At 67.4% G+C, this 25,068-nt stretch carries 24 protein-coding genes; 16 read left to right on the top strand and 8 right to left on the bottom strand.

The genetic code is table 11. The annotated features are described in order from the left end of the window. The first annotated feature begins 11 nt into the window (after positions 1-11). A complete protein-coding gene (locus ACIRGA_RS05210) occupies positions 12-1,010 on the top strand; it encodes an ABC transporter substrate-binding protein (protein ID WP_400936686.1) in 999 nt (332 codons plus the stop codon). Here ACIRGA_RS05210 and ACIRGA_RS05205 read toward each other — a convergent pair. Then, positions 1,007-1,864: an alpha/beta fold hydrolase gene (locus ACIRGA_RS05205; RefSeq protein ID WP_400936684.1), complete on the bottom strand. Its 858-nt coding sequence runs from the start codon at positions 1,862-1,864 to the stop codon at positions 1,007-1,009. The genes ACIRGA_RS05210 and ACIRGA_RS05205 overlap by 4 nt on opposite strands. An 84-nt stretch (positions 1,865-1,948) precedes the next feature. Continuing rightward, positions 1,949-3,361: a M20/M25/M40 family metallo-hydrolase gene (locus ACIRGA_RS05200; protein ID WP_400936682.1), complete on the bottom strand. Its 1,413-nt coding sequence runs from the start codon at positions 3,359-3,361 to the stop codon at positions 1,949-1,951. Between the two features lie 373 nt (positions 3,362-3,734). Here ACIRGA_RS05200 and pdhA point away from each other — a divergent pair, with 373 nt between their 5' ends. From pdhA to ACIRGA_RS05155, 9 genes are all read left to right on the top strand, one after another. Then, complete coding sequence (gene pdhA / locus ACIRGA_RS05195) at positions 3,735-4,940, top strand: pyruvate dehydrogenase (acetyl-transferring) E1 component subunit alpha (RefSeq protein ID WP_400936680.1); 1,206 nt, start codon at positions 3,735-3,737, stop codon at positions 4,938-4,940. Between the two features lies 1 nt (position 4,941). Further along, positions 4,942-5,934, top strand: a complete 993-nt coding sequence (locus ACIRGA_RS05190; RefSeq protein WP_400936678.1) for an alpha-ketoacid dehydrogenase subunit beta — start codon at positions 4,942-4,944, stop codon at positions 5,932-5,934. 16 nt (positions 5,935-5,950) lie between these two features. Continuing rightward, a complete protein-coding gene (locus ACIRGA_RS05185) occupies positions 5,951-7,285 on the top strand; it encodes a dihydrolipoamide acetyltransferase family protein (RefSeq protein ID WP_400936676.1) in 1,335 nt (444 codons plus the stop codon). A 222-nt stretch (positions 7,286-7,507) separates the two neighbouring features. After that, positions 7,508-9,052, top strand: coding sequence for a hypothetical protein (locus ACIRGA_RS05180; RefSeq protein WP_400936674.1), 1,545 nt, complete (start codon positions 7,508-7,510; stop codon positions 9,050-9,052). Between the two features lie 39 nt (positions 9,053-9,091). Continuing rightward, on the top strand, positions 9,092-9,349 hold the full coding sequence (locus ACIRGA_RS05175) for a hypothetical protein (RefSeq protein ID WP_400936672.1): 258 nt from the start codon (positions 9,092-9,094) through the stop codon (positions 9,347-9,349). Between the two features lie 111 nt (positions 9,350-9,460). Beyond that, positions 9,461-10,030 (top strand): TetR/AcrR family transcriptional regulator, encoded by a 570-nt coding sequence (locus tag ACIRGA_RS05170; RefSeq protein ID WP_400936823.1) that lies wholly within the window; start codon positions 9,461-9,463, stop codon positions 10,028-10,030. Between the two features lie 26 nt (positions 10,031-10,056). After that, positions 10,057-12,006 (top strand): ABC transporter ATP-binding protein, encoded by a 1,950-nt coding sequence (locus ACIRGA_RS05165; protein ID WP_400936670.1) that lies wholly within the window; start codon positions 10,057-10,059, stop codon positions 12,004-12,006. 138 nt (positions 12,007-12,144) lie between these two features. Beyond that, entirely contained in the window at positions 12,145-12,627 is a 483-nt protein-coding gene (locus ACIRGA_RS05160) for an FxsA family protein (RefSeq protein ID WP_400936668.1), read from the top strand. A gap of 76 nt (positions 12,628-12,703) precedes the next feature. Next, entirely contained in the window at positions 12,704-14,446 is a 1,743-nt protein-coding gene (locus ACIRGA_RS05155) for an ATP-binding protein (RefSeq protein WP_400936666.1), read from the top strand. On the opposite strand, the gene ACIRGA_RS05150 is transcribed toward ACIRGA_RS05155, so the two are convergent. Continuing rightward, positions 14,443-15,033 (bottom strand): SCP2 sterol-binding domain-containing protein, encoded by a 591-nt coding sequence (locus ACIRGA_RS05150; RefSeq protein WP_400936821.1) that lies wholly within the window; start codon positions 15,031-15,033, stop codon positions 14,443-14,445. The genes ACIRGA_RS05155 and ACIRGA_RS05150 overlap by 4 nt on opposite strands. Positions 15,034-15,119: 86 nt before the next feature. Beyond that, positions 15,120-15,755 (bottom strand): SCP2 sterol-binding domain-containing protein, encoded by a 636-nt coding sequence (locus ACIRGA_RS05145; protein WP_400936664.1) that lies wholly within the window; start codon positions 15,753-15,755, stop codon positions 15,120-15,122. 127 nt (positions 15,756-15,882) lie between these two features. Between ACIRGA_RS05145 and ACIRGA_RS05140 the strand changes: the two genes are divergently transcribed. Next, on the top strand, positions 15,883-16,548 hold the full coding sequence (locus ACIRGA_RS05140; RefSeq protein WP_016338219.1) for a TetR/AcrR family transcriptional regulator: 666 nt from the start codon (positions 15,883-15,885) through the stop codon (positions 16,546-16,548). Here the strand turns inward: ACIRGA_RS05140 and ACIRGA_RS05135 are convergent. Together ACIRGA_RS05135 and ACIRGA_RS05130 are read right to left on the bottom strand one after the other, a co-directional pair. Next, on the bottom strand, positions 16,531-17,430 hold the full coding sequence (locus ACIRGA_RS05135) for a MaoC family dehydratase (protein WP_400936662.1): 900 nt from the start codon (positions 17,428-17,430) through the stop codon (positions 16,531-16,533). The genes ACIRGA_RS05140 and ACIRGA_RS05135 overlap by 18 nt on opposite strands. A gap of 2 nt (positions 17,431-17,432) precedes the next feature. Next, entirely contained in the window at positions 17,433-18,767 is a 1,335-nt protein-coding gene (locus ACIRGA_RS05130; RefSeq protein ID WP_400936660.1) for a 3-oxoacyl-ACP reductase, read from the bottom strand. 92 nt (positions 18,768-18,859) lie between these two features. Between ACIRGA_RS05130 and ACIRGA_RS05125 the strand changes: the two genes are divergently transcribed. The 4 genes from ACIRGA_RS05125 (at position 18,860) to ACIRGA_RS05110 (ending at position 22,484) form a co-directional block, all read left to right on the top strand. Beyond that, on the top strand, positions 18,860-20,149 hold the full coding sequence (locus tag ACIRGA_RS05125) for an acetyl-CoA C-acetyltransferase (RefSeq protein WP_400936658.1): 1,290 nt from the start codon (positions 18,860-18,862) through the stop codon (positions 20,147-20,149). 70 nt (positions 20,150-20,219) lie between these two features. Continuing rightward, positions 20,220-21,173: an ATP-binding cassette domain-containing protein gene (locus ACIRGA_RS05120; RefSeq protein ID WP_400936656.1), complete on the top strand. Its 954-nt coding sequence runs from the start codon at positions 20,220-20,222 to the stop codon at positions 21,171-21,173. Then, complete coding sequence (locus tag ACIRGA_RS05115) at positions 21,170-21,973, top strand: ABC transporter permease (RefSeq protein ID WP_400936654.1); 804 nt, start codon at positions 21,170-21,172, stop codon at positions 21,971-21,973. Before ACIRGA_RS05120 ends, ACIRGA_RS05115 begins: the two co-directional genes overlap by 4 nt. A 139-nt stretch (positions 21,974-22,112) precedes the next feature. After that, positions 22,113-22,484: a YciI family protein gene (locus tag ACIRGA_RS05110; RefSeq protein ID WP_400936652.1), complete on the top strand. Its 372-nt coding sequence runs from the start codon at positions 22,113-22,115 to the stop codon at positions 22,482-22,484. A 60-nt stretch (positions 22,485-22,544) separates the two neighbouring features. Here ACIRGA_RS05110 and ACIRGA_RS05105 read toward each other — a convergent pair whose 3' ends face one another. Together ACIRGA_RS05105 and ACIRGA_RS05100 are read right to left on the bottom strand one after the other, a co-directional pair. Beyond that, positions 22,545-23,051 carry a DoxX family membrane protein gene (locus ACIRGA_RS05105; protein WP_400936650.1) on the bottom strand — a complete coding sequence of 169 codons (507 nt, stop codon included), beginning with the start codon at positions 23,049-23,051 and terminating at the stop codon, positions 22,545-22,547. Positions 23,052-23,181: 130 nt separating this feature from the next. After that, complete coding sequence (locus ACIRGA_RS05100; protein ID WP_400936648.1) at positions 23,182-24,213, bottom strand: glycerophosphodiester phosphodiesterase family protein; 1,032 nt, start codon at positions 24,211-24,213, stop codon at positions 23,182-23,184. 71 nt (positions 24,214-24,284) lie between these two features. Between ACIRGA_RS05100 and ACIRGA_RS05095 the strand changes: the two genes are divergently transcribed. Beyond that, positions 24,285-25,049 (top strand): MerR family transcriptional regulator, encoded by a 765-nt coding sequence (locus ACIRGA_RS05095; RefSeq protein WP_400936646.1) that lies wholly within the window; start codon positions 24,285-24,287, stop codon positions 25,047-25,049. Positions 25,050-25,068: the final 19 nt, after the last annotated feature.

Genomic DNA, 25,068 nt, shown 5'->3' with positions numbered 1-25,068 from the left:
AGAAGATCTCCATGCACCTCTCTCGACGCGGCTTCCTCGCCGGCACCGCGGCGCTCGGCGCCACCGGCCTCCTGACCGCCTGCGGCTACCAGGACGAGACGCCCACGCAGGGAGCGGGCGCGACCTGGTCGTTCACCGACGACCGCGGCCGGAAACTCGAAGGCGAGCGACCGACCAGGATCGTCGCGCAGGTGACCGCGGCGGCGGCGCTGTGGGACCTCGGGGTGAAGTCGGTCGGGATCTTCGGCCCGTCGAAGTTCGCCGACGGCAAGCCGGACCCGCAGGCGGGCGGCGTCGACCTGAACACGGTGACCTCGCTCGGGAACGTGTGGAACGAGTTCAACTTCGACAAGTTCGTCTCGCTCGACCCGCAGCTGCTGATCAGCGTGATGTACCTCAAGGAACAGATGTGGTACGTCCCGGACACGCAGACGGAGAAGATCGACAAGGCCGCGCCGAGCGTCGGGATCCGGCTGCAGGACATCTCGATGCCCGAGGGGATCGCGAAGTTCATTTCGCTCGCGAAGGCGCTCGGCGCCGACACCGAGACTCCGGCGATTCGAGCCGCGAAGGAGGAGTACGAGAAGGCCGACGCCGCGCTCGGCGAGGCGGCGAAGAAGGCCGCCGGGCTGAAGATCCTTCTCGTGTCCGCGCAGAAGGACGCCGTCTACGTCTCGAACGCGCCGAAGTTCGCGACCTCGAAGCACTACCAGAGCAAGGGGCTGGACTTCGTCACGCCGGAGGCGCCGGACGAGAGCCAGGGCGGCTACTACCAGCAGATCAGCTGGGAGAACATCGGAAAGTACCCGGCCGACGTGATCATGTACGACAACCGCGGCGGTTCGCTCTCGCTCGGCCCGGACGGGCTCGGCGGCGTGCCGACCTGGGCCCAGCTGCCCGCGGTGAAGGCGGGGAAGCTGATCCCGTGGAACAACGAGACGCCGTTCTCGTACCAGCGCTTCACGCCGCAGCTGACGGAGCTGGCCGCGGCGCTGAACAAGTTCGCCTAGACCAGGAACTCCCGCAACGCCGCCGCGAGATCGGCCGGGTTCTCCTCGGCCATGTGGTGCCCGGACTCGATGGCGAAGCCGCGGACGTCGTCGGCCCATTCGCGCCACACCGCGATCGGATCGCCGTACAGCTCGGCCATGTCGTCGCGGCTGGACCACAGCATGAGGACGGGACAGCCGAGTTTCCGCCCGGCCGCCTTGTCCGCGTCGTCGGCTTCGCGGTCGGGCCCGAGGCCGGCGCGGTAGTCCTCGAGCATGGCGTGGACCGTCTCGGGATCGTGGATCGCGCGCAGGAAATCGGCGTGGTTCTCCGCGCCCATCTTCTCCGGATCGCCGCCGTACCAGGCGTCCGGATCGGCGTTGATCACGCGTTCGGCGGGTTTCGCGAGCTGGCCGAAGAAGAACCAGTGCCACCATTTCCGCGCGAAGTCCGCGCCGGCGCGGGCGAGTGCCTCGCCGATCGGCACGCCGTCGAGAACGACCAGCTTCGTGACGTTTTCGTGGTGGTCCATCGCCAGCCGATGCGCGACGTAACTGCCGCGGTCGTGCCCGGCGACGGCGAACCGTTCATGGCCGAGATGCCGCATGAGCGCGACGATGTGCCGCGCCATGGCGCGTTTCGAGTGCGCGGAATGGTCTTCGGTGGTCTCGGGTTTCGAGGATTGGCCGTAGCCGGGGAGATCCGGGCAGACGACGGTGAACGCGTCCGCGAGCCGGGGCGCGACGTCGTACCAGGTGGTGTGCGTGCGGGGATGTCCGTGCAGGAGAACGAGAGGCGGCCCCGACCCGCCGTGGCGGACCCTGAGGGTCACTTCGCCGGTGTCGACGTTTTCGAGCTCGAAGCCCTCGAACATGATCCTCCCGCGCGTGCGATGAAAGGCCCCTCCATCGCAGATTTTGCGACGAAGGGGCCTTTCACTGCAGCGTGAGCGGGGAGATCAGCTCCGGGCGTGCGCGTCCAGGATGTGCGCGACCGCCTCGGTGACCCGCTGCGCGAAGTCGATGTTCAGCCACTCGTCCGGCACGTGGATGTTCGAGTCCGGCCCGCAGGCGCCGGTGACCACGAACTGCGCGTCCGGGTACTTCTCGCCGAGCAGCCCCATGAACGGGATCGACCCGCCCATGCCGTAGCTCTTGTGCGGCGCGCCGAAGACCTCGCCGCTCACGTGGTGCAGGACCTCGTCGAGCCACGGCGCGGTGTCCGGCGCGTTCCAGCCGTTCTCGGCCTGGAAATCGCCGAGCTCGACCGAAGCGCCGTAGGGCACGTCGGTGGTGAGCACGCGGCGGACCGCCTCCATCGCGGCCTGCGCGTTGGCGGTCGGCGGGAGCCGGAAGCTCAGCGTGAGCGTGGTGTGGTCGCGCAGCACGTTGCCCGCGTCGGCCGGGAGCGGGAAGCCCTCCGCGCCGATCACCGACAGCGTCGGCCGCCACGAGTTGTTGAGCAGCAGTTCCAGATCGTCGTCGGAGACCGTCCGGCCGACCACCGGGAAGAGCGTCTTCGCCGCGCCGGGCGCGATCTCGACGACGCCGCGCGCCTCGTCGACGCGGTTCTCCGGGATGTCGACGCTGAGTTCGGCGAGCTTGATCTCGCCGGTCTCGACGTTCTCGATCCGGTCGATCAGGGCACGCAGGACACGGAACGAACTCGCCACGATGCCGCTGGCCATGCCGGAGTGCTGCGCGGACTCGAGCACCTTCACGGTGACGTTGACGTGCAGCATGCCGCGCAGGCTCGTGGTGAGCCACAGGCGCTTGTAGTCGGTGCCGCCGGCGTCGAGGCAGACGACCAGAGAGACCTCGCCGAGCTTCTCCTTCAGGTGCTCGACGTAGGCGGGGAGGTCCGGGCTGCCGGACTCCTCACCGGTCTCGAGCAGCACCACCGCGCGGGAGTGCTCACCGCCGGCGGCGCGCACGGCTTCGATCGCCGTCGTCGCCGCGTAGCCGGAGTAGCCGTCGTCGACCGCGCCGCGGCCGTACAGCCGCCCGTCGCGGATCACCGGCGTCCACGGGTCGAGCCCCTCGGACCAGCCGCCGACCGGCGGCTGCTTGTCGAGGTGCCCGTACATCAGCACGGTGCCCTTGTCGGCGGCTTCGGACGTCGCCGGGATGTCGACGACCAGCAGCGGGCTGCGGCCCTCGAGCTCCACGACCTCGAGCGTCGCGCCGGGGATCTCCCGGGCGGCGATCCAGGAGCGGACGTGCTCGACGGCGGCGGCGAGATGACCGGTCTTCGCCCACTCGGTGTCGAACGCCGGCGACAAGGCGGGGATCGCCACCAGGCCGGACAGGCTGGGAAGGACGTCGTTCGTCCAGTTCGAAACCACGGTTTCGCGTACGGATTTCTGCTCCACGTCCGCCATCCTGCCACGGGTGCCGGGCAGTGGGATGGATCACAGTGGTGAGCACGGATCGTCATCGATCAAGCCGGGCAGGACACCCGTCCGGCCGAGTCGACCGCTGGTCGGCCCGCGGGTGAATTCCCTACTTTCGGCGGCCCCACACTCGGGCTTCCTAGCATTTTCCCTGATCAGACACCCTTTCTCAGCAACAAATCAGCATCCGCCACTGACCAAAACGGCGTCCGGCATGCCAGGATGTGCGCACGAACCGTCAACGCCGACGGTGACCCAGCGCTTCAGATCCGACGCGCTGGTCCCCGCCGGCGCAGTCACTGTGGCCGCCACAAGTGGCCGCCAGAGGCGCCGACATCAAGGAGAGCAGCGCATGCCGTCCGAACACTGGACGCACCCGGAGCCTGGAGATGGTCCCGCCGCCGTAGCGGCGCAACCTTCCCCCGAACAGGTGATCGCCGGTTTGCGAGCAACGAGCGAAGGTGGCGCTGAGCTGACTCAGCTGCTCACCCCCGAAGGCGAACGGATCTCTTCGCCGCAATTCGACCGCTACGTCGACGACATCGACGCCGAAGCCCTCAAGGGCCTGTACCGCGACATGGTCCTGGTCCGCCGCGCGGACCGCGAGGCCAACGCGATGCAGCGCCAGGGCCAGCTCGGCATCTGGGTGCCGCTGCTCGGGCAGGAGGCCGCGCAGATCGGCTCCGGCCGGGCGCTGCGGAAGGGGGACATGGCGTTTCCCAGCTACCGCGAGCACGGCGTCGCGTATGCCCGAGGCGTCGACCTCAAAGAGGTGCTCGGCATCTTCCGCTGCACCGATCACAGCGGCTGGGACTACAAGGCCCACGGCTTCCACCCGTACACCATCGTGATCGGCAACCAGGTGCTCAACGCCGCCGGGTACGCGATGGGCCAGAAGTTCGAAGGCAAGGTCGGCGACGACGACAGCGAAGCGACCATCTGTTATTTCGGTGACGGAGCGACTTCGCAGGGCGACGTGCACGAAGGCTTCGTCTGGGCCGCCGTCTACGACGCGCCGCTCGTGTTCTTCTGCCAGAACAACCAGTGGGCGATCTCGGAGCCCACCGAACGCCAGTCGCGCCTGCCGCTGTACCAGCGCGCCCGCGGCTACGGCTTCCCCGGCATCCGCGTGGACGGCAACGACGTCCTCGCCTGCCTCGCGGTCTCCCGCTGGGCGCTGGAGGAGTGCCGTCACGGCAACGGCCCGGTGCTGATCGAGGCGTTCACCTATCGGATGGACGCGCACACCACCACCGACGACCCCACCCGCTACCGGCTCTCCGACGAGCTGGAGGAGTGGAAGCTGAAGGACCCGATCGAGCGCGTCCGGGCGTACCTCGCCCGCGGCGGCGGCGCCGACCAGGCGTTCTTCGACCAGGTGCAGGCCGATTCGGACGCGTTCGCGGCCGAGCTGCGCGACTACTGCTTCAACATGCCCGAACCGCCACCGGAGCGGATCTTCTCCAACGTGTACGCGGAGTCCACGCCTCTGCTGGACGCGCAGCGTGAAGAGTTCCTCTCGTACATGGACGGTTTCGTCGGGGCAGGTGAACACTGAAATGGCCGATCTCCAGAAACTCACCATCGGCAAGGCCCTCAACCTCGGCCTCCGGCGCGCCATGGAAGAGGACCCGAAGGTCCTGATCATGGGTGAGGACGTCGGCAAGCTCGGCGGCGTCTTCCGCATCACCGACGGCCTGCAGAAGGACTTCGGCGAGCAGCGCGTCCTCGACACGCCGCTCGCGGAATCGGGCATTATCGGCACCGCGGTCGGCCTCGCCGTCCGCGGTTTCCGCCCGGTGTGCGAAATCCAGTTCGAAGGCTTCATCTTTCCGGGCTTCGACCAGATCTCCAGCCAGGTCGCCAAGCTGCACTACCGCACGCAGGGCAAGATCAAGATGCCCATTGTGATCCGGGTGCCGTTCGGTGGCGGCATCGGCGCGGTCGAGCACCACTCGGAGTCGCCGGAGTCGCTGTTCGCGCACATCCCCGGCCTCAAGGTCGTGTCGGTGTCGAACGCCGTCGACGCCTACTGGGGCATCCAGCAGGCGATCAAGTCCGACGACCCGATCCTGTTCTTCGAGCCGAAGAAGCTGTACCACTCGGGCGCGATGAAGTCCGAGGTCGACACCGACACCACGCCGGACCCGCTGTTCAAGTCCCGCGTCGTCCGCGAAGGCACGACGGCCACCGTCGTCGCGTACGGCCCGTCGGTGAAGGTCGCGCTCGACGCGGCGGCCGCCGCCGAGGACGAGGGCAAGTCCCTGGAGGTCATCGACCTGCGGACGCTGTCCCCGCTCGATCTGGAGCCGGTGTTCGAGTCGGTGCGCAAGACCGGACGGCTCATCGCGCTGAGCGAGGCACCGTCGGAGTCGTCGCTGACCTCGGAGATCGCCGCGCGCGTGCAGCAGGAATGCTTCTATTCGCTGGAAGCCCCCGTGCTGCGGGTGACCGGATTCGACACGCCGTACCCGCCGGCCAAGCTCGAGGAGCACTACCTCCCCGACCTGGACCGCGTGCTGCACACCGTCGACCGTTCGCTCGCCTGGTAAGGGGGAAATCGCTGAAATGCCCGAGTACAAACACTTCCCCCTCGCCGACACGGCGGAGGGGCTGACCGAGGCCGACATCATCGCCTGGCAGGTCAAGCCGGGTGACACCGTGACGGTGAACCAGATCGTGGTCGAGGTCGAGACCGCGAAGGCCGCCGTCGAACTGCCCATCCCGTGGGCGGGCGTGGTCACCGAACTGCTCGTCGAACCGGGCCAGACGGTGGAGGTCGGCGCGCCGATCCTCACCATCGACGTCGACCCGGACGGCAAGGCGGCCCCCGCTGCCGCCCCCGTGGCGGAAGAGCCGGCGGAAGAGGAGATGAAGCCGCTGGTCGGCTACGGCTCCAAGGCCGTCGTCACGCAGCGGCGGGCGCGTAAGGGTGCGGCACCGGCCGCCCCGGCTCCCGCTCCGGTTGCCGCGGCTCCTGCTCCTGCCGCACCTGCTGTGTCTTCGAAACCGAAGGGCGGCTACGTGCCGCTGGCGAAGCCGCCGGTGCGCAAGCTCGCCAAGGACCTCGGCGTCGATCTGCACGCGCTCACCGGCACCGCCGACGGCGGCGTCATCACCCGTGACGACGTGCAGGCGGCCGCCAACGGTTCGGCCGCGCCCGTCGCCGCTCCGTCCGTTGTGGACAGTGGCTACGACCCCGCGACGCGGGAACGCCGGGTGCCGATCAAGGGCGTCCGCAAGGCCACCGCCGCCGCGATGGTGCAGAGCGCGTACACCGCCCCGCACGTCACGGAATTCCTCACCATCGACGTCACGCCGATGATGGAATTCCGGGAGAAGCTCAAGAAGTCGCGCGAGTTCGCCGGGGTCAAGGTCACCCCGCTGACCTTCGCGGCGAAGGCCGTCTGCCTGGCGGCCAAGCGCACTCCGGACGTCAACGCGGTGTGGGACGAGGCGGCGCAGGAGATCGTCTACAAGGACTACGTGCACCTCGGGATCGCCGCGGCCACTCCGCGCGGGCTCGTCGTGCCCAAGGTCCGTGACGCGGATTCGATGTCCCTCAAGGAACTCGCGATCGCGCTCACCGAGCTGACCGACGTCGCCCGCGAGGGCAAGACCACCCCGGCGGCCATGCTCGGCGGCACGATCACCATCACCAACGTCGGCGTCTTCGGCGTCGACACCGGGACGCCGATCATCAACCCGGGCGAGTCCGCGATCCTGTGCCTCGGCGCGATCAAGGACACCCCGTGGGTGGTCGACGGCGAGATCAAGGTGCGCAAGGTGCTCCAGCTTTCGCTGAGCTTCGACCACCGGGTGGTCGACGGGCAGCAGGGCTCGGAGTTCCTGGCCGACGTCGGCGCCTTGCTGGCCGACCCGGCGGTCGCGATCACCTACTGACGTTTCGCGTGTGAAGGACGCTTTCGCCGCATGCGATGCGGGGAAAGCGTCCTTCGCTGCGTTTGACGCGGGCCCGTTGTCGATTTTCGACCTTCCCAGCCCTGTAGCTCTTTCTCTGACAACTGCGAGTTAACGGCGCGATCACGTCGCGTAACAGAGTCGTCCGAGCCCTCGACACCCAAGTCAGGAATGCGGGAAGTCGCAGGCCGGGGAGGGCTCGAAATGACCGTCGACGCGTTGATCAAGAAAATCGCCAAAGCCTATTCGACCGCTCTGGCGATCCGGCTCGTCCAAGGCGAAGACGGCCCGTTCGCGCGCGTCATCGAACACGTCGAAGTGGACCATGGCGAATGCAGACGAAAACTCATTCTCGATTGGCACCTGCCGACACTCGCCGAAGCGCTGCCTGCTGAAAAGAGCGTCTCCGATCCCACCTTCGTCAAAGCCTTCAACGAAGCGAACCCGGTGTTGGTCGTGCCGATCCATGTGATGCGACGCGGCAGATTGATGACCGACTTCAGCGTGGAAGACCAGCGAGGAGAACAACTGTACGTCTGCGGCCGGACCGAGTGGGCGGAGCGGACGACCTGGCTGCTCAAAGTCCTGTGGGCCCTCGTCGACATCGCGCCGAACGGCCTTGGCGACTACCAGCGGAACCGGATAGCCCTGGCGAAGCGTCAATACCTTTCCCTGCCGACGCTGGGCAAACGGGAAGCCTCGGTGAACGCGAGGAAGTCCATCCTGAAGCTGCGCGAAGCCAGCGAGTCCGGTCTGCTCCTGCACCCCGGCACGCTGGAACGCATCGAGGTACTCGGCCGATACATCGCGGCGCGCCACCTGTCCTGGGTCCATCTGACGAGACACCCTGGCGAGACCGTCCGCCTGACGCTGTCCTACCGAACCCGGTTCGCCGCGGAATACCCACCGGCTCCGCCGAAAGGCAGCCCGCTACGGGGCCGCCGGCTCTTTCACCGGACCGTGGAATGGGCCCGCCGAGTGGTCGGGCAGGAGCCGTTCAGGTTCTGGGTTCCCCTGTCGATGCACAGCTTCTGCCGGAGTTACCACTTCACGATGCCGTCGCCGACGGGCACCTATTTCAAAGAACAGAGATTCGTCCTCCACAACACCCTTCGCCAACCACAAAAAGATCAGGAGAAGGCGCTCGGCAAGTTCTGCGCCGAGAACGACGCACAGACTCTCGGTGACCGGGACGCCGGCGGCCCGGTCGCTCATCTCTACGGGCGCAATCTCCGGAAAGCGGCGACGAACGACCACCTTCTGTACGCGTACGCATACGTCCGTGAACGCCCTCCGGGCACGACGGCGGCGGCGACCTGGCTCTGCTTCTTCTCCGCGGCCTTCCTGTGGCTGTTCTACGGGGCTTGGGACCCGCTCGTGACCTCGCCGAACGCGGGCACCAACGTCACCGCTCTCTTCGTCGCACTTCCAGGCTTCGCCTCGATCTGGTTCTCGAAGGCCTTCCAGCAGGAAATTCGATCACGGCTTCCCTTGGTCAACCGAGTCGGCCTGCTGCTCGTCGGCCTCTCGACCTTCTACGCCTTGGTGAGCACGATGATCAATCGCGGTGGCGTGACCGCACCCGATGGCTGGCCGAGATTCCTCGCCGACAGTTTTTCACGAGATGGCGTGCGAGTGTTCACGATCGTACTCTCCCTCTGGGCATTGTTCCTGTTCAGCCGAAGAGTGCTATTCCATAAGTGCTATCAACGCCTGCAGAACTCCGTGGTCAAGCGGTACATGAGTTAGTCTGAGCGAAAGGGTGGCTCGATGTCTGGAGTACTCGAGATGGACTTCATGAATCCCAGCCCTGACGAGCTGAGGGGTCGTACCGATGACACCGACGGCGAGTCGTTTCGGAAAGAAGCCCTCAAGGTCCTCGAAAGCGACGACGGGCGCGATCGCGCCATGTTCTCCAGCGTGACCAAGCAACCTGTCATCGTCGCCGCGGACATCGCGTCGTGCGCGACCTTGCCGGACCTCATCCCCAATGCCTGGCGACCGCACCTGACAAAGCTGATCTTCCACGCGGTCGAAGACGACTGAGGCACCGCCTTGGCGGCGACCGCCGTCGTCCTTAATCGCTTGACGGAGTGAGTGCTCACTCCGCACACTGGACGCATGACAGAAACCACCGCCCGGCGGAGAGCGCCAGGCATGAGTGCCGACGAGCGGCGCCGGATGATCGTCCAGTCCGTGCTGCCCTTGCTGGTGGAACACGGCGCCGGTGTCACGTCCAGCCAGATCGCCCGCGCCGCGGGCATCGGCGAGGGCACCGTCTTCCGCGTGTTCAAGGACAAGGACGAACTGTTCGCCACCTGCTTCGCCGAGGCACTGAAGCCCGACCAGGTACTCGACGCGATCGCGGTCATCGACCTCGACCAGTCCCTCGACGACAGGCTCATCGAGGCGGCCGACGCGCTCAGCGCGCACCTCCAGCGCATGGGCGCGCTGATGGCGGTCATGCACGGCTCCGGCAGGCGGCCGGAACACCGCCATGACGATCGCCGAGACCGGCGGAAGGAGTCGATGAGCGCGATGCGCGACGCCATGGCCGAGCTGTTCGAACCGGAGAAGGACCGGCTCCGCCTGCCGCCGTCACAGTCCGCGGCGCTCTTCCTGTCGCTGCTGTTCAGCGGGCGGATCCGGTTCAGCGAGACCGGTGACGAGCCCACCACGATGGAGCTCGTCGACGTGTTCCTCAACGGCGCCTTGGCGGCCGCGTGATCGGCCCGCCTGGTGGGGGAGGCGGCATGGAACTGTTCATGGCCCGCGGTGGCAGACGCCGCCGCCCGCCGTCGACAGTGCCCGACAGCGGCCTGACCGGCCCGGTCGACATCCCGGAACCCGAACCCGAAGCCCTTCCGAAAGACCTGAAGTCCCGGCTCAACCGCATGTGGGTCAACGTCACGGGCACGGTCCGCGGCCTGCCGAAGGTCGCGAAGCTGACCTGGCAGGCAAGCCCGGCGCTGACCATCGTGATCACCGTGGTGACCCTGCTTTCCGGCCTCCTTCCGACCGCGACCGCGTACGTCGCGAAGCTGCTGATCGATTCGGTGGTCGCCGCGATCCAAGGGCACGGGACGAAGAGCGCGATCGTCGGTGTCGCCCTCTTCCAGTTCGGCATCCTCGTGCTCACCGCCGTTTCGCAGGCCCTGACCACCTACGGCCAAACACTGCTGCAGGAGCGGATGACGCTGACCATCCGCCACCAGGTGATGGGCCACGCGAGCGACCTGCATCTTTCGTACTTCGAGGGTTCCGCGTCCTACGACATGCTGCGCCAGGCCGCGCAGGAGGCGCCGACGCGGCCGCTGTCGATGATGAACTCGGCGCTGGGCTTGATCCGGACGTTGATCACCTTCGGCAGCATGATCGCGCTGCTCGTCTCGATCAGCCCGCTACTGGCGCTCGTCGCGCTGGTGGCACCGATCCCCGCGTTCATCTCGCAGTCGAAGTACGGCGCCCGTGCGTTCTGGCTGACGTTGATGATGTCGCCGCTGAAACGACGGATGGACTATCTGTCCTCTTTGGTCACCACGGACACGTACGCCAAGGAGACCAAGCTTTTCGGCCTCGGCCCGTACTTCGTCGACCGGTTCCGGCGGCTCGGCCAGGTCTCCTACGACCGTCAGCGGACACTCACTCGCAAACGCAGCGTCAGTTCGACGTCGTGGGGGCTGCTCAGCACGGCCGCCGGCTCCGCGATCGCGTTGTACATCGCACTGGAGGCCGTCGGCGGCAGGCTCACCCTCGGCGATCTCGCGCTGTACACGGCCGCGGCGGCGTCGGTGCAGACGTCCGTCCAGGGTCTGTTCACCGCGTTTTCCGGGATGTACGAGAACAATCTCTACCTCGACACACTGTATCGCTTCCTGGGGACGAAACCGGAGATCGTCGCTCCGCCCGAACCGCGCCCGCTTCCGTCCACTGTGGAGGGACACATCCGGTTCGAAGAAGTGTCCTTCACCTATCCGGGAGCGCCGGACCCGGCGCTCGACGGCGTGAGCTTCGAGATCCGCCCGGGTGAGACGGTCGCCGTCGTCGGCCGCAACGGCGCCGGGAAGTCGACGCTGTTCAAACTGCTGTGCCGGCTGTACGACCCGACGGGCGGGCGGATCCTGCTCGACGACGTCGACATCCGGGAGTACGACCCGGTGGAACTGCGGCGGCGGATCAGCGCGATGTTCCAGGACTACGTGACCTACCAGGGCACCGCGGCCGAGAACATCGGCCTCGGCGACCTGACGCATCTCGTCGACCGCGAACGGATCGAGACGTCGGCGAAACGCGCCGGTGCCGACGAGCGGATCGAACGCCTGCCGAACGGGTACGACAGCCCGCTCGGGCGCTGGTTCGACCAGGGCGTCAGCCTGTCCGGTGGCGAATGGCAGAAGATCGCGCTGGCCAGGGCGTTCCTGCGGGAGGCGCCGATCCTGATCCTCGACGAACCGACATCCGCGCTGGACGCCCAGGCCGAGCACGACCTCTTCTCGCGGCTGCGGGAGCTTTCGGAGGGGCGTACGACGCTGTACATCTCGCACCGGTTCTCCACCGTGCGACAGGCGGAGCGGATCCTGTTGCTGGAGAACGGAAAGGTCGCCGAGTACGGGACGCACGACGAGCTGATGGCGGCGAAGGCGGGCTACGCCGAACTGTTCACGTTGCAGGCAGCCGCGTACTTGGACGACGCGGTCGGCTGATGCGGCGGATCATGGTCGTCGGCTGTAGCGGCGCCGGGAAATCGACGTTCTCGCGTCGGCTCGGCGCCGCACGCGGTTGACGTCGGTCACCGTATCGGGGGTTGGGAGCAAAACGGGCAAGCCGTACGTTGTCCAGGTATGGCTGTCGCGTTCCTGCTCTATGTCGTCGCCGAGATCGCCGCCGTGTGGGCGGTGGGCTCGGCCGTTGGCGTGCTCGGCACGATCGCGCTGCTCTTCGCCGGTGCGTTCATCGGGTCCTGGCTCGCGCGCCGTGAAGGCGGTCGCGCCTTCCGGGCGTTCGCCGAGTCCGCGCGGCTCGGCCGTCCCGCCGACGCGGAGAAGGAACTCACCGACGGGATGCTGATCGGGCTCGGCGGTCTGCTGATCCTGCTGCCCGGTTTCGTGAGCGACGTCATCGGCCTGCTGTTCATCCTGCCGCCGACGCGGAGTGTCGCGCGCAAGGTCTGGCAGAAGCGGATGGCGCGCCGGGCGGTCAAATTCGCCAACCGCGCCCGCGGGCCCGTGATGGTGGTGGACAGCGAGGTCGTCACGGACACCCCGCCCGCGGAGGCCGCCAAGAAGCAGCCGCCGGTGATCGAGGGCCGCATCGTCGAGGGCTAGGTGCCACTTGGCTTCGCCACTAGCTTCGCCACTACACTGCTAGTGGCGAAGCTAGTGGCGAAGCTAGGGCGGCAGCATGCTCCACGAAGAACTCACAGAGATCATCGCGAACCTCCGCGCGCTCGGCGGTGATCACGCGTTCGTGGAGGCCAAACGCGCGGAGACGAAGCTACCCAAGAGTGTCCGCGAGACGCTTTCCGCCTTCGCCAACACCAACGGTGGCGTGCTGATCCTCGGCCTCGACGAAACCTTGGGCTTCGAAGCGACCGGCGTCCGAGATCCAGCGAAGCTGGAGGCCGACCTGGCCGCGATGTGTTCTGAGAACCTCGAACCACCTCTCCGGCCGCTGATCGGGACGCATCGGTTCGAAGGCGCTGACCTGGTGGTGGCCGAGGTCGCCGAACTTCCCTCGGGCAGCAAGCCCGCGTACAACCGCGGCACCGGGATGACACAAGGCAGCTTCGTCAGGGTCGCTGACGGGGACCGGAAGCTGAGTCCCTACGAGGTCCAGTTGTTGGTGGCGAACCGTGGTCAACCGCGGGACGACGAGCAGCCAGTCCCCGGCACCACGGTCGCGAACCTCGACGAAGCGCTGACCAGCACCTTCCTGAGTCGCCTCCGCCGTCATCGTGGCAGGGCCTTCGCGAACCTCGATGACACCTCGGCATTGCGCCGCGCGAAAATCCTCATCGGAGACGAACTGTCGTTGGGCGGGCTTCTGGCACTGGGCGAGTATCCACAAGAGTTCTTCCCTCAGCTCATGCTGACTTTCGTCCACTATCCGGCCAAGTCGGGTCCGGACCCGCGAAGTGGAACGAGATTCCTCGACAACATCGCGGCCGAAGGACCGATTCCGGCGATGGTCGACGAAGCCCTTGTCGCCCTTCGCCGCAATATGAAGCGTCGATCAACGATTCGCGGTGCGGGGCGGGCCGAGACTTGGGAGTACCCCGAAACGGCTTTACGCGAGGCGGTGGTCAACGCCCTGGTCCATCGCGACTACTCCGGCCCGTCGCAAGGAACTCAGGTGCAGGTCGAGATGTATCCCGACCGCCTCGTCATCCGCAACCCCGGCGGACTCTACGGGTCGGTCCGCGAGGAAAATCTCGGCGTGGAAGGCACGTCTTCCGCTCGCAACGCGACCTTGTTGAAGGTTCTGGAGGACACACCGCTACCGGGTTCGGATCGCCCGATCTGTGAAAATCGCGGCTCCGGAATCCCGGCGATGCTGGCGGCCATGCGAGACGCGAAGCTCAGTCCGCCACGGTTCGCCGATGACATCTCCACGTTCTCGGCCACCTTCCCCAACCACACGCTGATGGGAGACGGCGCCGTCCGATGGATCGCATCGCTTCGCGAGCATGGACTGACCGAAAGCCAGTGTCACGGTCTCGCGATGTTGTTCCACGGCGAGACGCTCAACAATCAGGCTTACCGCAACGCGAACGACCTCGACTCCCGTGTCGCCACCGAAGAACTCGGCGATCTGGTCGCCCGCGGTCTGCTCGTTCCGGCCGGCGGAAGGCGGTACGCGCACTACACACTCGCCGACGATGTCGTTCCAGTGCCCGCAGATGGCCCGGTGCGGGAACAACGCCGGGCAGATCGCCGTGAGCAGATCCTTTCCGCACTCGACGAAAAGGAAGCGAGCCGTGCCGATTTGGTCGCGGAGACAGGGCTCCCCGATCGGACGGTGTCCCGCTGGATCGGCGTTCTCCTCCGGCAGGGCCTGATCGAGGCGACAGAGAAGAATCTGCGGAGTCCCAACGTCCGCTATCGCCGCACGCCTCAGCGAACCCTCGACGAAACCGGTCGCTAACTCGCGCTCGGCTTCGGGATGTCGAAATACCCGCTGAACCGCACGGCGGGCGCGTAGTCGCCCTTGACCTTCACCTTGCCCGTCACGAACATCGCCGCCACCGCCGCGTTGCCGGTCGCCATCCGGATGAAGTCGTCGACGGAAAGGGTGATGGTGGTGTCCGGAGTGCGCGCGAGATCCGTGCTCGAAACGCAGACGCCGTCTTCGATGACCGTTTGAAAACGATCGAAACCGTCTTCTCCGTCACCATCGGTGAAACGCCACGCGACGACGAAGTCGACGTGCCGCGCGCGTTCGGGAACGAAATGATCCGACATTCTGCGGAAAATCTCGTCGAGGAACGCCGAACGCAGTTCCGGGTGATCGGCGATCGCCTTGAGCTGCTCCCGTGACGCCCGTTGCACGACGTCGACGAGCACCTCGGTCTCCAGTGAGCTCAGCTCGATACCCGCACCGGTTTCGCCCAGCATGTGCAAGGTTTCCAGCACCTGGGTGAACTGCTCGGGGCTCAGCTTGGCGAGCTCGAGCTTCTCCGCGAACGCGTTGACGACGTGCTCGCCACCGGTGCGCGTCTTGTGCAGCCTCAACGGGCGGGAAAGGCGTACCTTGTCCCGCCAGCGCCGGTTCGGGGAATTTCGGGGCACGGCACGGAAGTGTATCTGCTCCGCCGGGATCAGGACGGTTTCGGAAGGTCGAAGAAACCGATCAAACCCGCGGCGAAGGCCAGGTCACCTTTTACTTTGATCTTTCCGGTGACGAATAGCACAGCGGGCGTCGCCTGGTGGGTGATGAGCCGGAAGAAATCGACGGGCGCGATCGTGATCGTCACCCTCGGCTTCTCTTTCATGGTGCGGCCGACCGTGCACTCTCCGTGCGAAATCACCGTCTCGTAGCGGTCGTATCCGCCGTCGCCGGTGCCGCCGGACAGCCGCCAGTGCACCACCGCGTGCAGCGACTTCGCGCGGTCCTGCCGGATGTGGGCGCCCATGCGGTCGAAGATCTCGCGCAGCACCCGCTCCCGGAGCGGCCGTTCGGCGACGACGCTTTCGAGTTGCGTGCGCGAGGCGCGCGAGACGAGGTTCGCGAACCGGACCGGGTCGACTTTGCGGAGGTCGAACGCGGGCGCGGACTCGGCGAGCCGTCCCAGCGCGGTCAGCAGCCGCCGGACGTCGTCCTTGCCGAGGTCCTTCGGGTCGATGGCGCCCGCGACCTCGTTGACGTCGAGAGAGTGCGCTTCGGCCGAATCCGGCTCGATCCGTTCCAGCGCGTCGACCAGCGCGCGGCCGGTCAGCCCCACGATCTCGGTCATGTTCCCTCCAGCTCCGCCTACCCGAGCGTAAGGCTACCCGCGAGTAGGTAGGCGGGCAAGCGTGCCGAAATCACCCATGCCGGTGGTAGCCCGGTAGCGTCTTACGCGAACTAATGGGAGGTCCTGAGTGTCCGAGGAAGTACCGCGTCCCGCCGAACGCGCCAAAAGGCTGCCGAGAGCGGTGCGGGAACGCCAGATCCTGGACGCAGCGGTCTCGGTGTTCTCGCGCTACGGCTATCACTCCGCGTCGATGGACGAGATCTCCGAGGTCGCCGGCGTGTCCAAGCCGATGATCTACACCTACCTCGGCTCCAAGGAAGACCTCTTCGGCGCGTGCATCCGCCGCGAAGCCACCCGCCTGCTGGAGGCGGTGCAGGACGGGATCAAACCCGATCTGCCGCCCGACATGCAGCTTTGGCACGGTCTGCGCGCGTTCTACCGCTTCGTCGCCGACTATCGCGAGTCCTGGACGGTGCTGCACCGCCAGGCCATGACCGTCGGCGGCACCTTCGCCGCGGAGATCACCGACATGCGCACCCGCGCGATCGAACTGGTCGCCGCGCTGGTCGTCTCCGCCGGCACCCGCAAGGGCCTCGGCGAACAGGCCGAGTTCTCCGGCGCCGGGCTGTCCGCCGCGCTGGTCGGGGCGGCCGAGTCGCTGGCCGACTGGGCGCTCGACCACCCCGATGTCTCCGATGGCGTGCTCGCCTCGTGGCTGATGAACCTCGTGTGGCTCGGGTTCAACGACCTCGTCGAGGGCGAGATCTGGAAGCCGTCAGAGAGCGACGACTGAGCCCTCCAGGTGCGGCTTCGGCTTGCGCGCGTTCCACAACTCGAAGGCCCAGCCCCGCCCCACCTCCGCCCTCAAAGGAGACGCTTCGCGCCGCTCGCCTGATTCAACCCCGCCTTCACTCCACGTGGTGAACGCCGCCTTCGCCGGCAACAACACCGGCTGCTTGAACTTGACGTCGACGGTGAACGCCTCCGGAAGCCTGCCTTCGAACGCCGCCAGCGCGTGCGCCTTCGTCCACATGCCGTGCGCGATCGCGGCCGGGAACCCGAACGCCTTCGCGGTGAGCGCGTGCAGGTGGATCGGGTTGCGGTCGCCGGAGACCTCGGCGTAACGGCGGCCGATGTCGCCGGGCACGTGCCAGATCGCGGTGGGCGAGGGCTGCGAGAGCTGACCGCGTGAAGTCTTCTCGCCGCTGCCACCGCCGCGGCGCAGGTACGTGCTGACGTCCGTCCACACAGGACTGTCATTGACGAGCAGCTCGCTGATCACGTCGAACTGCCTGCCCTTTTCGTGCGGGCGCAGATCCTCGGCGCGCACGCGCAGGGTGAACGACTCGTCGAGCCGCAGCTGCCGGTGCTGGGTGATGCGGTTGGCGACGTGCACCATGCCCAGCAACGGGAACGGGAAGTCGTCCTCGGTCATCAGCGCCATCTGCAGCGGGAACGCGAGGATGTGCGGATACGTCGCCGGGAGCACGTCGTCGAGCCGGAATCCGCACACCTGGTTGTACGCGGCGAGATGCGCCGGGTCGACGACGACGCCCTCACGGACGAACTCGGTCGACGGCAGCGTGTTCCCGCCGCTCTTGCGCAGCGAGCCGAGCAACGCCTTGGGGTACAGCGAAGACAGGCTCGGCGACTCGTGGAGTTCCTTGACGGCCATGGTCACGCCCCCAGCAGTGCCTGGCCGCAGACGCGGACCACGTTGCCGTTGACCGCGGCCGAAGCCGGGTTGGCGTACCAGGCGATCGTCTCGGCGACGTCGACCGGGAGCCCACCCTGGCCGAGGCTGGACAGCCGCCGCCCGGCCTCGCGGATGAACAGCGGCACGGCGGCGGTCATCTTGGTCTCGATGAAACCGGGAGCGACGGCGTTGATCGTGCCGCCGTATTCGGCGAGCTTCGGCGCGCCGACGTTCACCATGCCGATGACGCCCGCCTTGCTGGTGGCGTAGTTGGTCTGGCCGACGTTGCCCGCGATGCCGGCGATCGAGGAGACGCCGATGATGCGGCCGTTCTCGCGCAGCACCTTGTCCGTCAGCAGCTTCTCGTTCACCGCGAGCTGCGAGGCGAGGTTGACCGCGATGACCGAGTCCCAGCCGCCTTCGGTCATGTTGCCCAGCGTCTTGTCGCGCGTGATGCCCGCGTTGTGCACGACGATGTCGACGCCGCCATGGCGGGTGACGAGGTACTCGGCGAGCTTCTCGGGCGCGTCGGCGGCGGTGATGTCCAGCTGCAGCGACGAACCGCCGACCTTGTTGGCCACCTTCGACAGGTCCGCGCCCTGTGCGGGGATGTCGAGCGCGACGACGTGGGCGCCGTCGCGGCCCAGCACCTCCGCGATGGCGGCGCCGATACCGCGGGAAGCGCCGGTGACCAGGGCGACCTTGCCTTCGAGGGGCTTCGCCCAGTCGGCGGGCGCGGTGGCGGTCTTGGTCTCGGTGCCGACGCGGATGACCTGGGCGTCGACGAAGGCGGACTTCGACGACAGCAGGAACCGGAGAGTGGACTCAGTCGCTTCTTCGGCGCCTTCGGCGACGTACACGAGCTGAGCGGTCGCGCCGCGCTTCAGTTCCTTACCAACGGAACGGATGAAGCCTTCGAGCGCGCGCTGGGCGATCCGCTCGTTGCCTTCGGCCAGCTCCGGCGGCGTCCCGAGAACGACGACGCGGCCCGACGGCCCGACGCTCCGGATCACCGGGTGGAAGAAGTTGTAGACCTCGCGAAGCTGCTTCGGGTCCTTCACGCCTGTCGCGTCGAAGACGAGCGCGGCGTGCCTGTCGGCCGCAGCCGAGAGGACCTCGATGCCCGCGCGGTGCAGTTGAGCCTCGATCACCTTTTCGAGGCGACCGCCCGGCGCGGCCCCCAGAAGTGCGGGACCCTCGAGAGCGGGCTGGCCGGGCTTGTACCGGCGAAGCGTCGCCGGGTTCGGCAGGCCGAGCTTCGGCACCACGAACTTCCCCACCGGGGATTTCGTGAACTGCTGGTACCTGTCAGCCATTACGTGCCTCCCGTGCAGTTTGCGTCACGTCGCAGTCTAACCTACTCGCTAGTAGGTTACAGTGTGAGAGAGCCTACGGAGGAGTGGAAAAAATGGCCACGAAAAGGACGGCACCCGTGCGCAAGGTCGCGATCATCGGCGGCAACCGGATCCCCTTCGCCCGCTCGAACGGCCCGTACGCGCAGGCGTCGAACCAGGACATGTTCACGGCCGCCCTCGACGGCCTGGTCAGCCGCTTCTCCCTGCAGGACGAGGTGATCGGCGAGGTCGCCGCCGGCGCGGTGCTCAAGCACGCCCGCGACTTCAACCTGGCCCGTGAAAGCGTCCTCGGCAGCAGGCTGAACCCCGCCACCCCGGCCTCCGACGTGCAGATGGCGTGCGGCACCGGCCTGCAGGCGATCATCAACGTCGCCAACAAGATCGCGCTCGGCCAGATCGATTCGGCCATCGCGGGTGGCGTCGACACCACGTCCGACGCGCCGCTGGCGGTCAACGACGACCTGCGCCAGATCCTCGTGCAGCTCAACGCCGCGAAGACGCTCCCGGAGCGGTTGAAGCTCGCCGCGAAGCTGCGCCCCGGCCACATCGTCCCCGAGATCCCGCGCAACTCCGAGCCGCGCACCGGCCTCTCCATGGGCGAGCACGCCGCGCTGACCGCGAAGGTCTGGGAGATCACGCGCGAGGCGCAGGACGAACTCGCCGCCACCAGCCACCAGCGTCTCGGCGCCGCGTACGACAAGGGCTTCTTCGACGACCTGGTGACGCCGTACCTCAAGCTGGCGCGCGACCAGAACCTGCGGCCGGGCTCCACTGTCGAGAAGCTCGCGAAGCTCAAGCCCGCCTTCGGTGGTCCTGACGGCACGATGACCGCGGGCAACTCGACGCCGCTGTCCGACGGCGCGTCGACCGTCCTGCTCGCGACCGAGCAGTGGGCGAAGGCGCGCAAGCTGCCGGTGCTGGCGTACCTGACGTTCTCGCAGACCGCGGCCGTCGACTACGTCCACGGCGACGAAGGCTTGCTGATGGCGCCCGCGTACGCCGTCCCGCAGATGCTCACGCGCGCCGGGCTCACCTTGCAGGACTTCGACTTCTACGAGATCCACGAGGCCTTCGCGTCGCAGGTGCTCGCCACCCTCAAGGCGTGGGAGGACCCGCAGTTCGCGAAGTCGAAGCTGGGCCTCGACGAACCGCTCGGCTCCATCGATCGGGCGAAGCTGAACGTGAACGGCTCGTCGCTGGCGGCCGGGCACCCGTTCGCCGCGACCGGCGGCCGTATCGTCGCCACGCTCGCGAAGCTGTTGAACGAGAAGGGATCCGGCCGCGGACTCATCTCGATCTGCGCCGCGGGCGGCCAGGGCGTCACGGCGATCCTCGAAAAGTAGACAGTTCGCCCAGAGCGGATCCGGGAAAAACCCCGGTGTCTTTGTCGGTGCCGGGGTCTAGTTTGACCGCATGTTCGCGGTTCAGGCGAAAGCGCTGGTCAAGACCTACGGTTCCACCCGCGCGCTCGACGGGGTCGATCTGTCGATCCCGGCGGGCAAGGTGCTGGGGCTGCTGGGGCCGAACGGTGCCGGCAAGACGACGACGGTCCGCATCCTGACCACCCTGCTCCGCCCGGATTCGGGCGAGGCGGAGGTGGCCGGGCACGACGTGCTGGCCCAGCCCGACGCCGTCCGGCGTGCGATCGGGCTGTCCGGGCAGTACGCCGCCGTGGACGAGAACCTCACCGGCTTCGAGAACCTGTACATGGTCGGCAGGCTGTACGGGAGCAAGAAGGCCGCGGCGAAGTCCCGGGCGCGTGAGCTGCTCGCCCGGTTCCGGCTGGAGGACGCGGCGGATCGCCCCGCCAAGACGTACTCCGGCGGTATGCGGCGGCGGCTCGACCTGGCGGGTGCGCTGGTCGCCGAGCCGACCGTGGTGATCCTCGACGAACCGACCACCGGGCTCGACCCGCGCGGCCGGATCGACACCTGGGAGGTCATCAAGGAGCTCGTCGCCGACGGCACCACCGTGCTGCTGACCACGCAGTACCTGGAGGAGGCCGATCAGCTCGCCGACTCGATCGTCGTGATCGACAAGGGGAAGGTCATCGCGCGCGGCACGGCCGACGAGCTCAAGCAGGAGATCGGCGGCGAGCGGCTGGAGCTCGTCGTGGCGGACGCCGTCGATCTCGCCGTCACCACCCAGGTGCTGACGGAGGTCGGCTCGGGGACGCCGACGGTCGACGAGCACACCCGGAAGGTCGACGTCCTGGTCGAGGGCGGGCCGAAGGCGTTGATCGAGGCTCTGCGGCGGCTGGACGGCCACGGTGTCGCCGTCCAGGACGTCGCGCTGCACCGGCCGACGCTCGACGACGTCTTCCTTTCGCTGACCGGGCACGCCACGGACGAGGGGGACAAGAAATGAGCGCGGTCGCGAAGGCCTTTTCCGACGGTGGCGTGATCACCTGGCGGAACCTGAAGAACGTCCAGCGCAACCCGGACTGGCTGATGGCGGCGACCCTGCAGCCGATCATGTTCGTGCTGCTGTTCGCGTACGTCTTCGGCGACGCGATCGGCGGTGAGGCGGGCGGTCTCGCGTACCGCGAGTTCCTGATCGCCGGCATCTTCGCGCAGACGGTCGCGTTCAACTCGGCGTTCACCGTGATCGGGTTCGCGAACGACCTGCAGAAGGGCATCATCGACCGGTTCCGGTCGCTGCCGATCTCGCGGCTCGCGGTGATCTTCGGCCGGACGACGTCCGACCTGGTGATCAGCGTGGTCGCGCTGGTCGTCATGTCGCTGTGCGGGCTGCTCGTCGGCTGGCGGATCCGCGGCAGCTTCCTCGACGCCGTGCTCGGCTACCTGGTGATGCTGATGTTCGCCTGGGCGCTGTCCTGGGTCGGCGCGTGGATCGGGCTCGTCGCGCGCAGTGTCGAGGTGGCGCAGAGCGCCGGGCTGATGTGGATGTTCCCCTTGAGCTTCATCTCGACGGCGTTCGTCCCCGCGGACAAGCTGCCGGGCGTGCTGAAGGCGATCGCCGACTGGAACCCGTTCACCGCGGTGATCAACTCGGCCCGTGACCTGTTCGGGAACCGCTTCGGCGCACCCCCGACGGGCTGGCCGGCCGAGCACGCGTCGCTGTACGCGATCCTGTGCTGCGTCGCCATCATCGCGATCTTCGCGCCGCTGGCGACGGCCCGGTACAAGAAGGTCGCGAGCCGCTAGAAAAACTTCTGAACGCTGAAACATCTTTTCTGAACGCTGAAACATTTTTCTGAACGAAATGTCGAACCGCCGTCGAGCCGCTCGACGCGTCGATGAAGGCGGGGTAGAAACAGCCCCGCCAAGACACTGAGGAGCAGCGATGCGGTTTCTGATGATGCACCGGCTGGACGAGAGCGCCCCGGAGGCCTGGAACCCCAGCAAGGAGTTCATCGAGAAGATGGGCGCCTTCATCGAGGACTCGTTCGAGAAGGGCATCCTCATCACGGCGGAGGGCGTGCACCCCTCCGAGCGGGGCGCGAAGGTCCGCAAGGTGCGCGGCGGCAAGATCACCGCGACCGACGGCCCGTTCACCGAGGCCAAGGAGGTCATCGGCGGGTTCGCGCTGATCAACGCCAAGGACCTGGCGGAGGCCGTCGCGTTCGCGGAGACCTACGCGGCGCTGTTCGAGGAGATCGAGGTCGAGGTCCGCACCGTCGTCGAGGCGGAGGACATCGAGGCCTTCACCTCATGACCCCACGCGTTAGTCCTCTGGATGCGCCTTTTACGCATCCAGAGGACTAAACGCGGGTCGTCAGCTGGTCAGACGCTTCTCGGCCTTCTTCGCCAGCTTCTCGGCGCGCTTCTCCGTCTTGGAGGCGGCCCGCTTGGCGCGCCAGCCGAGCGACGGCTTGCCGGCGGTGTCGGCGGCGGCAAGCAGCAGGCCACCGGCGAGGCCGGCGTTCTTGATGAACTGGATCTGCTGCTGCTGGCGTTCGGCCGGTTCCTTGATCTCCCAGAACCGGTGCGCGGCCAGCGTGGTCGGGACGAGGCTGCCGAGCAGCAGCAGCGAGGCCAGGCGCGGCGCCTTGCCCGCGGCGAGCGCGACCCCCGCGCCGACCTTCACCGCGGCGTCGATCCGGACGAGGGTGGCGGGGTCGCGCGGCACCGACTCCGGCACCACGCCCTCCAGCTTGTCGAAGGACTCGGTGAGGAACGGCTCCGCGGCCTTGGCGTGCCCCTGGGTGTCCCTCAGCGCGCCGATCCCGCCGGAAATGAAGATCGCGGCGAGGAGCGGACGTGCGACGCGACGGAGAATCACGGTCGTAAACCTTTCTGATCCGGACCCGGGAAACAAACCTATCCCCAGTCTTCCCGCCCGCCACCGCGCCGAACCGCGCTAACGGTGTATCCGAGAATATTTCTCTGCCACTAGACAGCGCTAGATTGCGCTAGCGAGCCCGATACGCCTTCGGCAGCTTGAAGCCGCGAGCGGCCGCGACCTCCCGAAGCCGGTCCGGATAGTCGGTGATGACGCCGTCGACGCCGTCGTCGATGAGCTTGTGCATGGTGGCCGGGTCGTCGATCGTCCAGGGCACGACCTTGATCCCCGCCCGATGCGCCTCGTCGACCAGCGCCTTCGTCGTGAACGGCCGGTAGTCGGGGTCGCCGACCTTGCCGCCCTGCGGGTTGCCGTGCACCGGCGAAAGCGCGCTCGCGCCGAACGACTTCACCGCACGGACGGGGCTGCCACCGAAGTCGTCGATGTCGAGCCCACCCAGCCACGGCGACTTGCCCGGCTGCCCCACCTGCAGGAACTCGGGCTGGGTCAGCGCGACCGTCGGGATCCACGGCGCGACCTCGCGCAGGCGCATCAGCGCGCCCCAGTCGAAGCTCTGGACGGTGACGTTGCGCGCGAACCCGCCGCGCAGGATCTCGCGCACGACCCGCTGGACGAACTGCTCACGCGGCGCCGTCTCCTGCGGCGCGGCGGCCTCGACCTTGGTCTCGATGTTGAACTGGATGCCCCAGGCACGGTGGTCCCTGGCGAGCTGGAAGAGCTCGGCGAGCGTCGGCATCTTCGCGCCGGGGGAGAGCGTCTGGCCAGGATGGGCGGGCTGCCGGATCGACCCGCAGTCGAGCGTGCGGACCTGCGCGAACGTCAGATCCTTCACGTATTTGCCGACGTACGGGTACGCCGGGTCGCCGGGCGTCGCGGGCGCGGTGTCGCGGCACTTCGCGGGTGTCGTCTTGCGGTCGTGGGTGATCACCTCGCGGCCGTCCTTGGTGATCTGGATGTCGAGTTCGAGCGTGGTCACCCCCAGCTCCATCGCCTTGCCGAACGACGCGAGCGTGCTCTCGACCGTGAGGCCCAGCCCGCCGCGGTGGGCCTGGATGTCGAAGGCGCGACGCGGCTGCGCGTCGGCGACCCCGGCCGTCGTCAGGGTCAGCGCAGCGGCCATGACCAGCGCGAATGTCTTCATTCGTGAACCATGCCACGACCGGGTGAACTTCGATTGACTTTGACGCAACGTCAACCTCTACCTTCGTGGACATGCCGAACGAGACGGAGTGGTCGATCCAGGACATCGCCCGCTCGGCCGGGACCACGAGCCGCACGCTGCGCCACTACGGCGACATCGGGCTGCTCGAACCGAGCCGGGTGGGGAGCAACGGATACCGCTACTACGACCAGGACGCGCTGGTGCGGCTGCAACGGATCCTGCTGCTTCGCGAACTCGGGCTGAGCCTGCCCGCAATCGGCGAAGTCCTCGAAGGGGAGCAGGACACGACGGCAGCGCTACGCACGCACCTGAAGTGGCTGGAGCAGGAGCGGCAGCGGCTCGGACGGCAGATCGAATCGGTCAAAACGACCTTGAAGAAGACGGAAAGAGGTGAACAACTGATGGCGACAGAAGTGTTCGACGGCTTCGACCACACGAAGTACGAGAAGGAGGTCACCGAACGCTGGGGCGCGGACGCCTACCAGCAGGGTGACCGGTGGTGGAAGTCGCTGAGCGCCGAGGACAAGAAGGCGCACCAGCAGGAACAGAAGGACATCGCGGCCGCGTTCGGCGAAGCCCGAGCGCAGGGCCTGCCCGCCGACGGCGACGAGGCCCAGGCGATCACGCGGCGGTTGTACGAGTGGCTCCGTCCGGCCGTGCGAGCCGTCTCGAAGGGCTACTTCGCCGGTCTCGGGCAGCTGTACGTCGACGACCCGCGCTACGGGCAGTACGACGAGAAGCACGGCGCGGGCACCGCGGAATACATTCGTGACGCGATGAAGATCTACGCGGAACGCAACCTGCGCGACCGGTAACGAGTAGACGGGGCTGCAG

It is taken from the genome of Amycolatopsis sp. NPDC102389 (genome assembly GCF_044765885.1).
GTDB lineage: Bacteria > Actinomycetota > Actinomycetes > Mycobacteriales > Pseudonocardiaceae > Amycolatopsis.
This window is presented reverse-complemented; position numbering and strand designations above follow the sequence as displayed.

Bases quoted from the DNA above. Each gene is read 5' to 3' on its own strand.
- pdhA (WP_400936680.1), top strand. From the start codon at position 3,735: ATGCCGTCCGAACACTGGACGCACCCGGAGCCTGGAGATGGTCCCGCC.
- ACIRGA_RS05185 (WP_400936676.1), top strand. From the start codon at position 5,951: ATGCCCGAGTACAAACACTTCCCCCTCGCCGACACGGCGGAGGGGCTG.
- ACIRGA_RS05175 (WP_400936672.1), top strand. From the start codon at position 9,092: ATGGACTTCATGAATCCCAGCCCTGACGAGCTGAGGGGTCGTACCGAT.
- ACIRGA_RS05180 (WP_400936674.1), top strand. From the start codon at position 7,508: ATGACCGTCGACGCGTTGATCAAGAAAATCGCCAAAGCCTATTCGACC.
- ACIRGA_RS05170 (WP_400936823.1), top strand. From the start codon at position 9,461: ATGAGTGCCGACGAGCGGCGCCGGATGATCGTCCAGTCCGTGCTGCCC.
- ACIRGA_RS05100 (WP_400936648.1), bottom strand. From the start codon at position 24,213: ATGAAGACATTCGCGCTGGTCATGGCCGCTGCGCTGACCCTGACGACG.
- ACIRGA_RS05165 (WP_400936670.1), top strand. From the start codon at position 10,057: ATGGAACTGTTCATGGCCCGCGGTGGCAGACGCCGCCGCCCGCCGTCG.
- ACIRGA_RS05135 (WP_400936662.1), bottom strand. From the start codon at position 17,430: ATGGCCGTCAAGGAACTCCACGAGTCGCCGAGCCTGTCTTCGCTGTAC.
- ACIRGA_RS05110 (WP_400936652.1), top strand. From the start codon at position 22,113: ATGCGGTTTCTGATGATGCACCGGCTGGACGAGAGCGCCCCGGAGGCC.
- ACIRGA_RS05155 (WP_400936666.1), top strand. From the start codon at position 12,704: ATGCTCCACGAAGAACTCACAGAGATCATCGCGAACCTCCGCGCGCTC.
- ACIRGA_RS05160 (WP_400936668.1), top strand. From the start codon at position 12,145: ATGGCTGTCGCGTTCCTGCTCTATGTCGTCGCCGAGATCGCCGCCGTG.
- ACIRGA_RS05120 (WP_400936656.1), top strand. From the start codon at position 20,220: ATGTTCGCGGTTCAGGCGAAAGCGCTGGTCAAGACCTACGGTTCCACC.
- ACIRGA_RS05190 (WP_400936678.1), top strand. From the start codon at position 4,942: ATGGCCGATCTCCAGAAACTCACCATCGGCAAGGCCCTCAACCTCGGC.
- ACIRGA_RS05125 (WP_400936658.1), top strand. From the start codon at position 18,860: ATGGCCACGAAAAGGACGGCACCCGTGCGCAAGGTCGCGATCATCGGC.
- ACIRGA_RS05210 (WP_400936686.1), top strand. From the start codon at position 12: ATGCACCTCTCTCGACGCGGCTTCCTCGCCGGCACCGCGGCGCTCGGC.
- ACIRGA_RS05115 (WP_400936654.1), top strand. From the start codon at position 21,170: ATGAGCGCGGTCGCGAAGGCCTTTTCCGACGGTGGCGTGATCACCTGG.
- ACIRGA_RS05205 (WP_400936684.1), bottom strand. From the start codon at position 1,864: ATGTTCGAGGGCTTCGAGCTCGAAAACGTCGACACCGGCGAAGTGACC.
- ACIRGA_RS05130 (WP_400936660.1), bottom strand. From the start codon at position 18,767: ATGGCTGACAGGTACCAGCAGTTCACGAAATCCCCGGTGGGGAAGTTC.
- ACIRGA_RS05095 (WP_400936646.1), top strand. From the start codon at position 24,285: ATGCCGAACGAGACGGAGTGGTCGATCCAGGACATCGCCCGCTCGGCC.
- ACIRGA_RS05145 (WP_400936664.1), bottom strand. From the start codon at position 15,755: ATGACCGAGATCGTGGGGCTGACCGGCCGCGCGCTGGTCGACGCGCTG.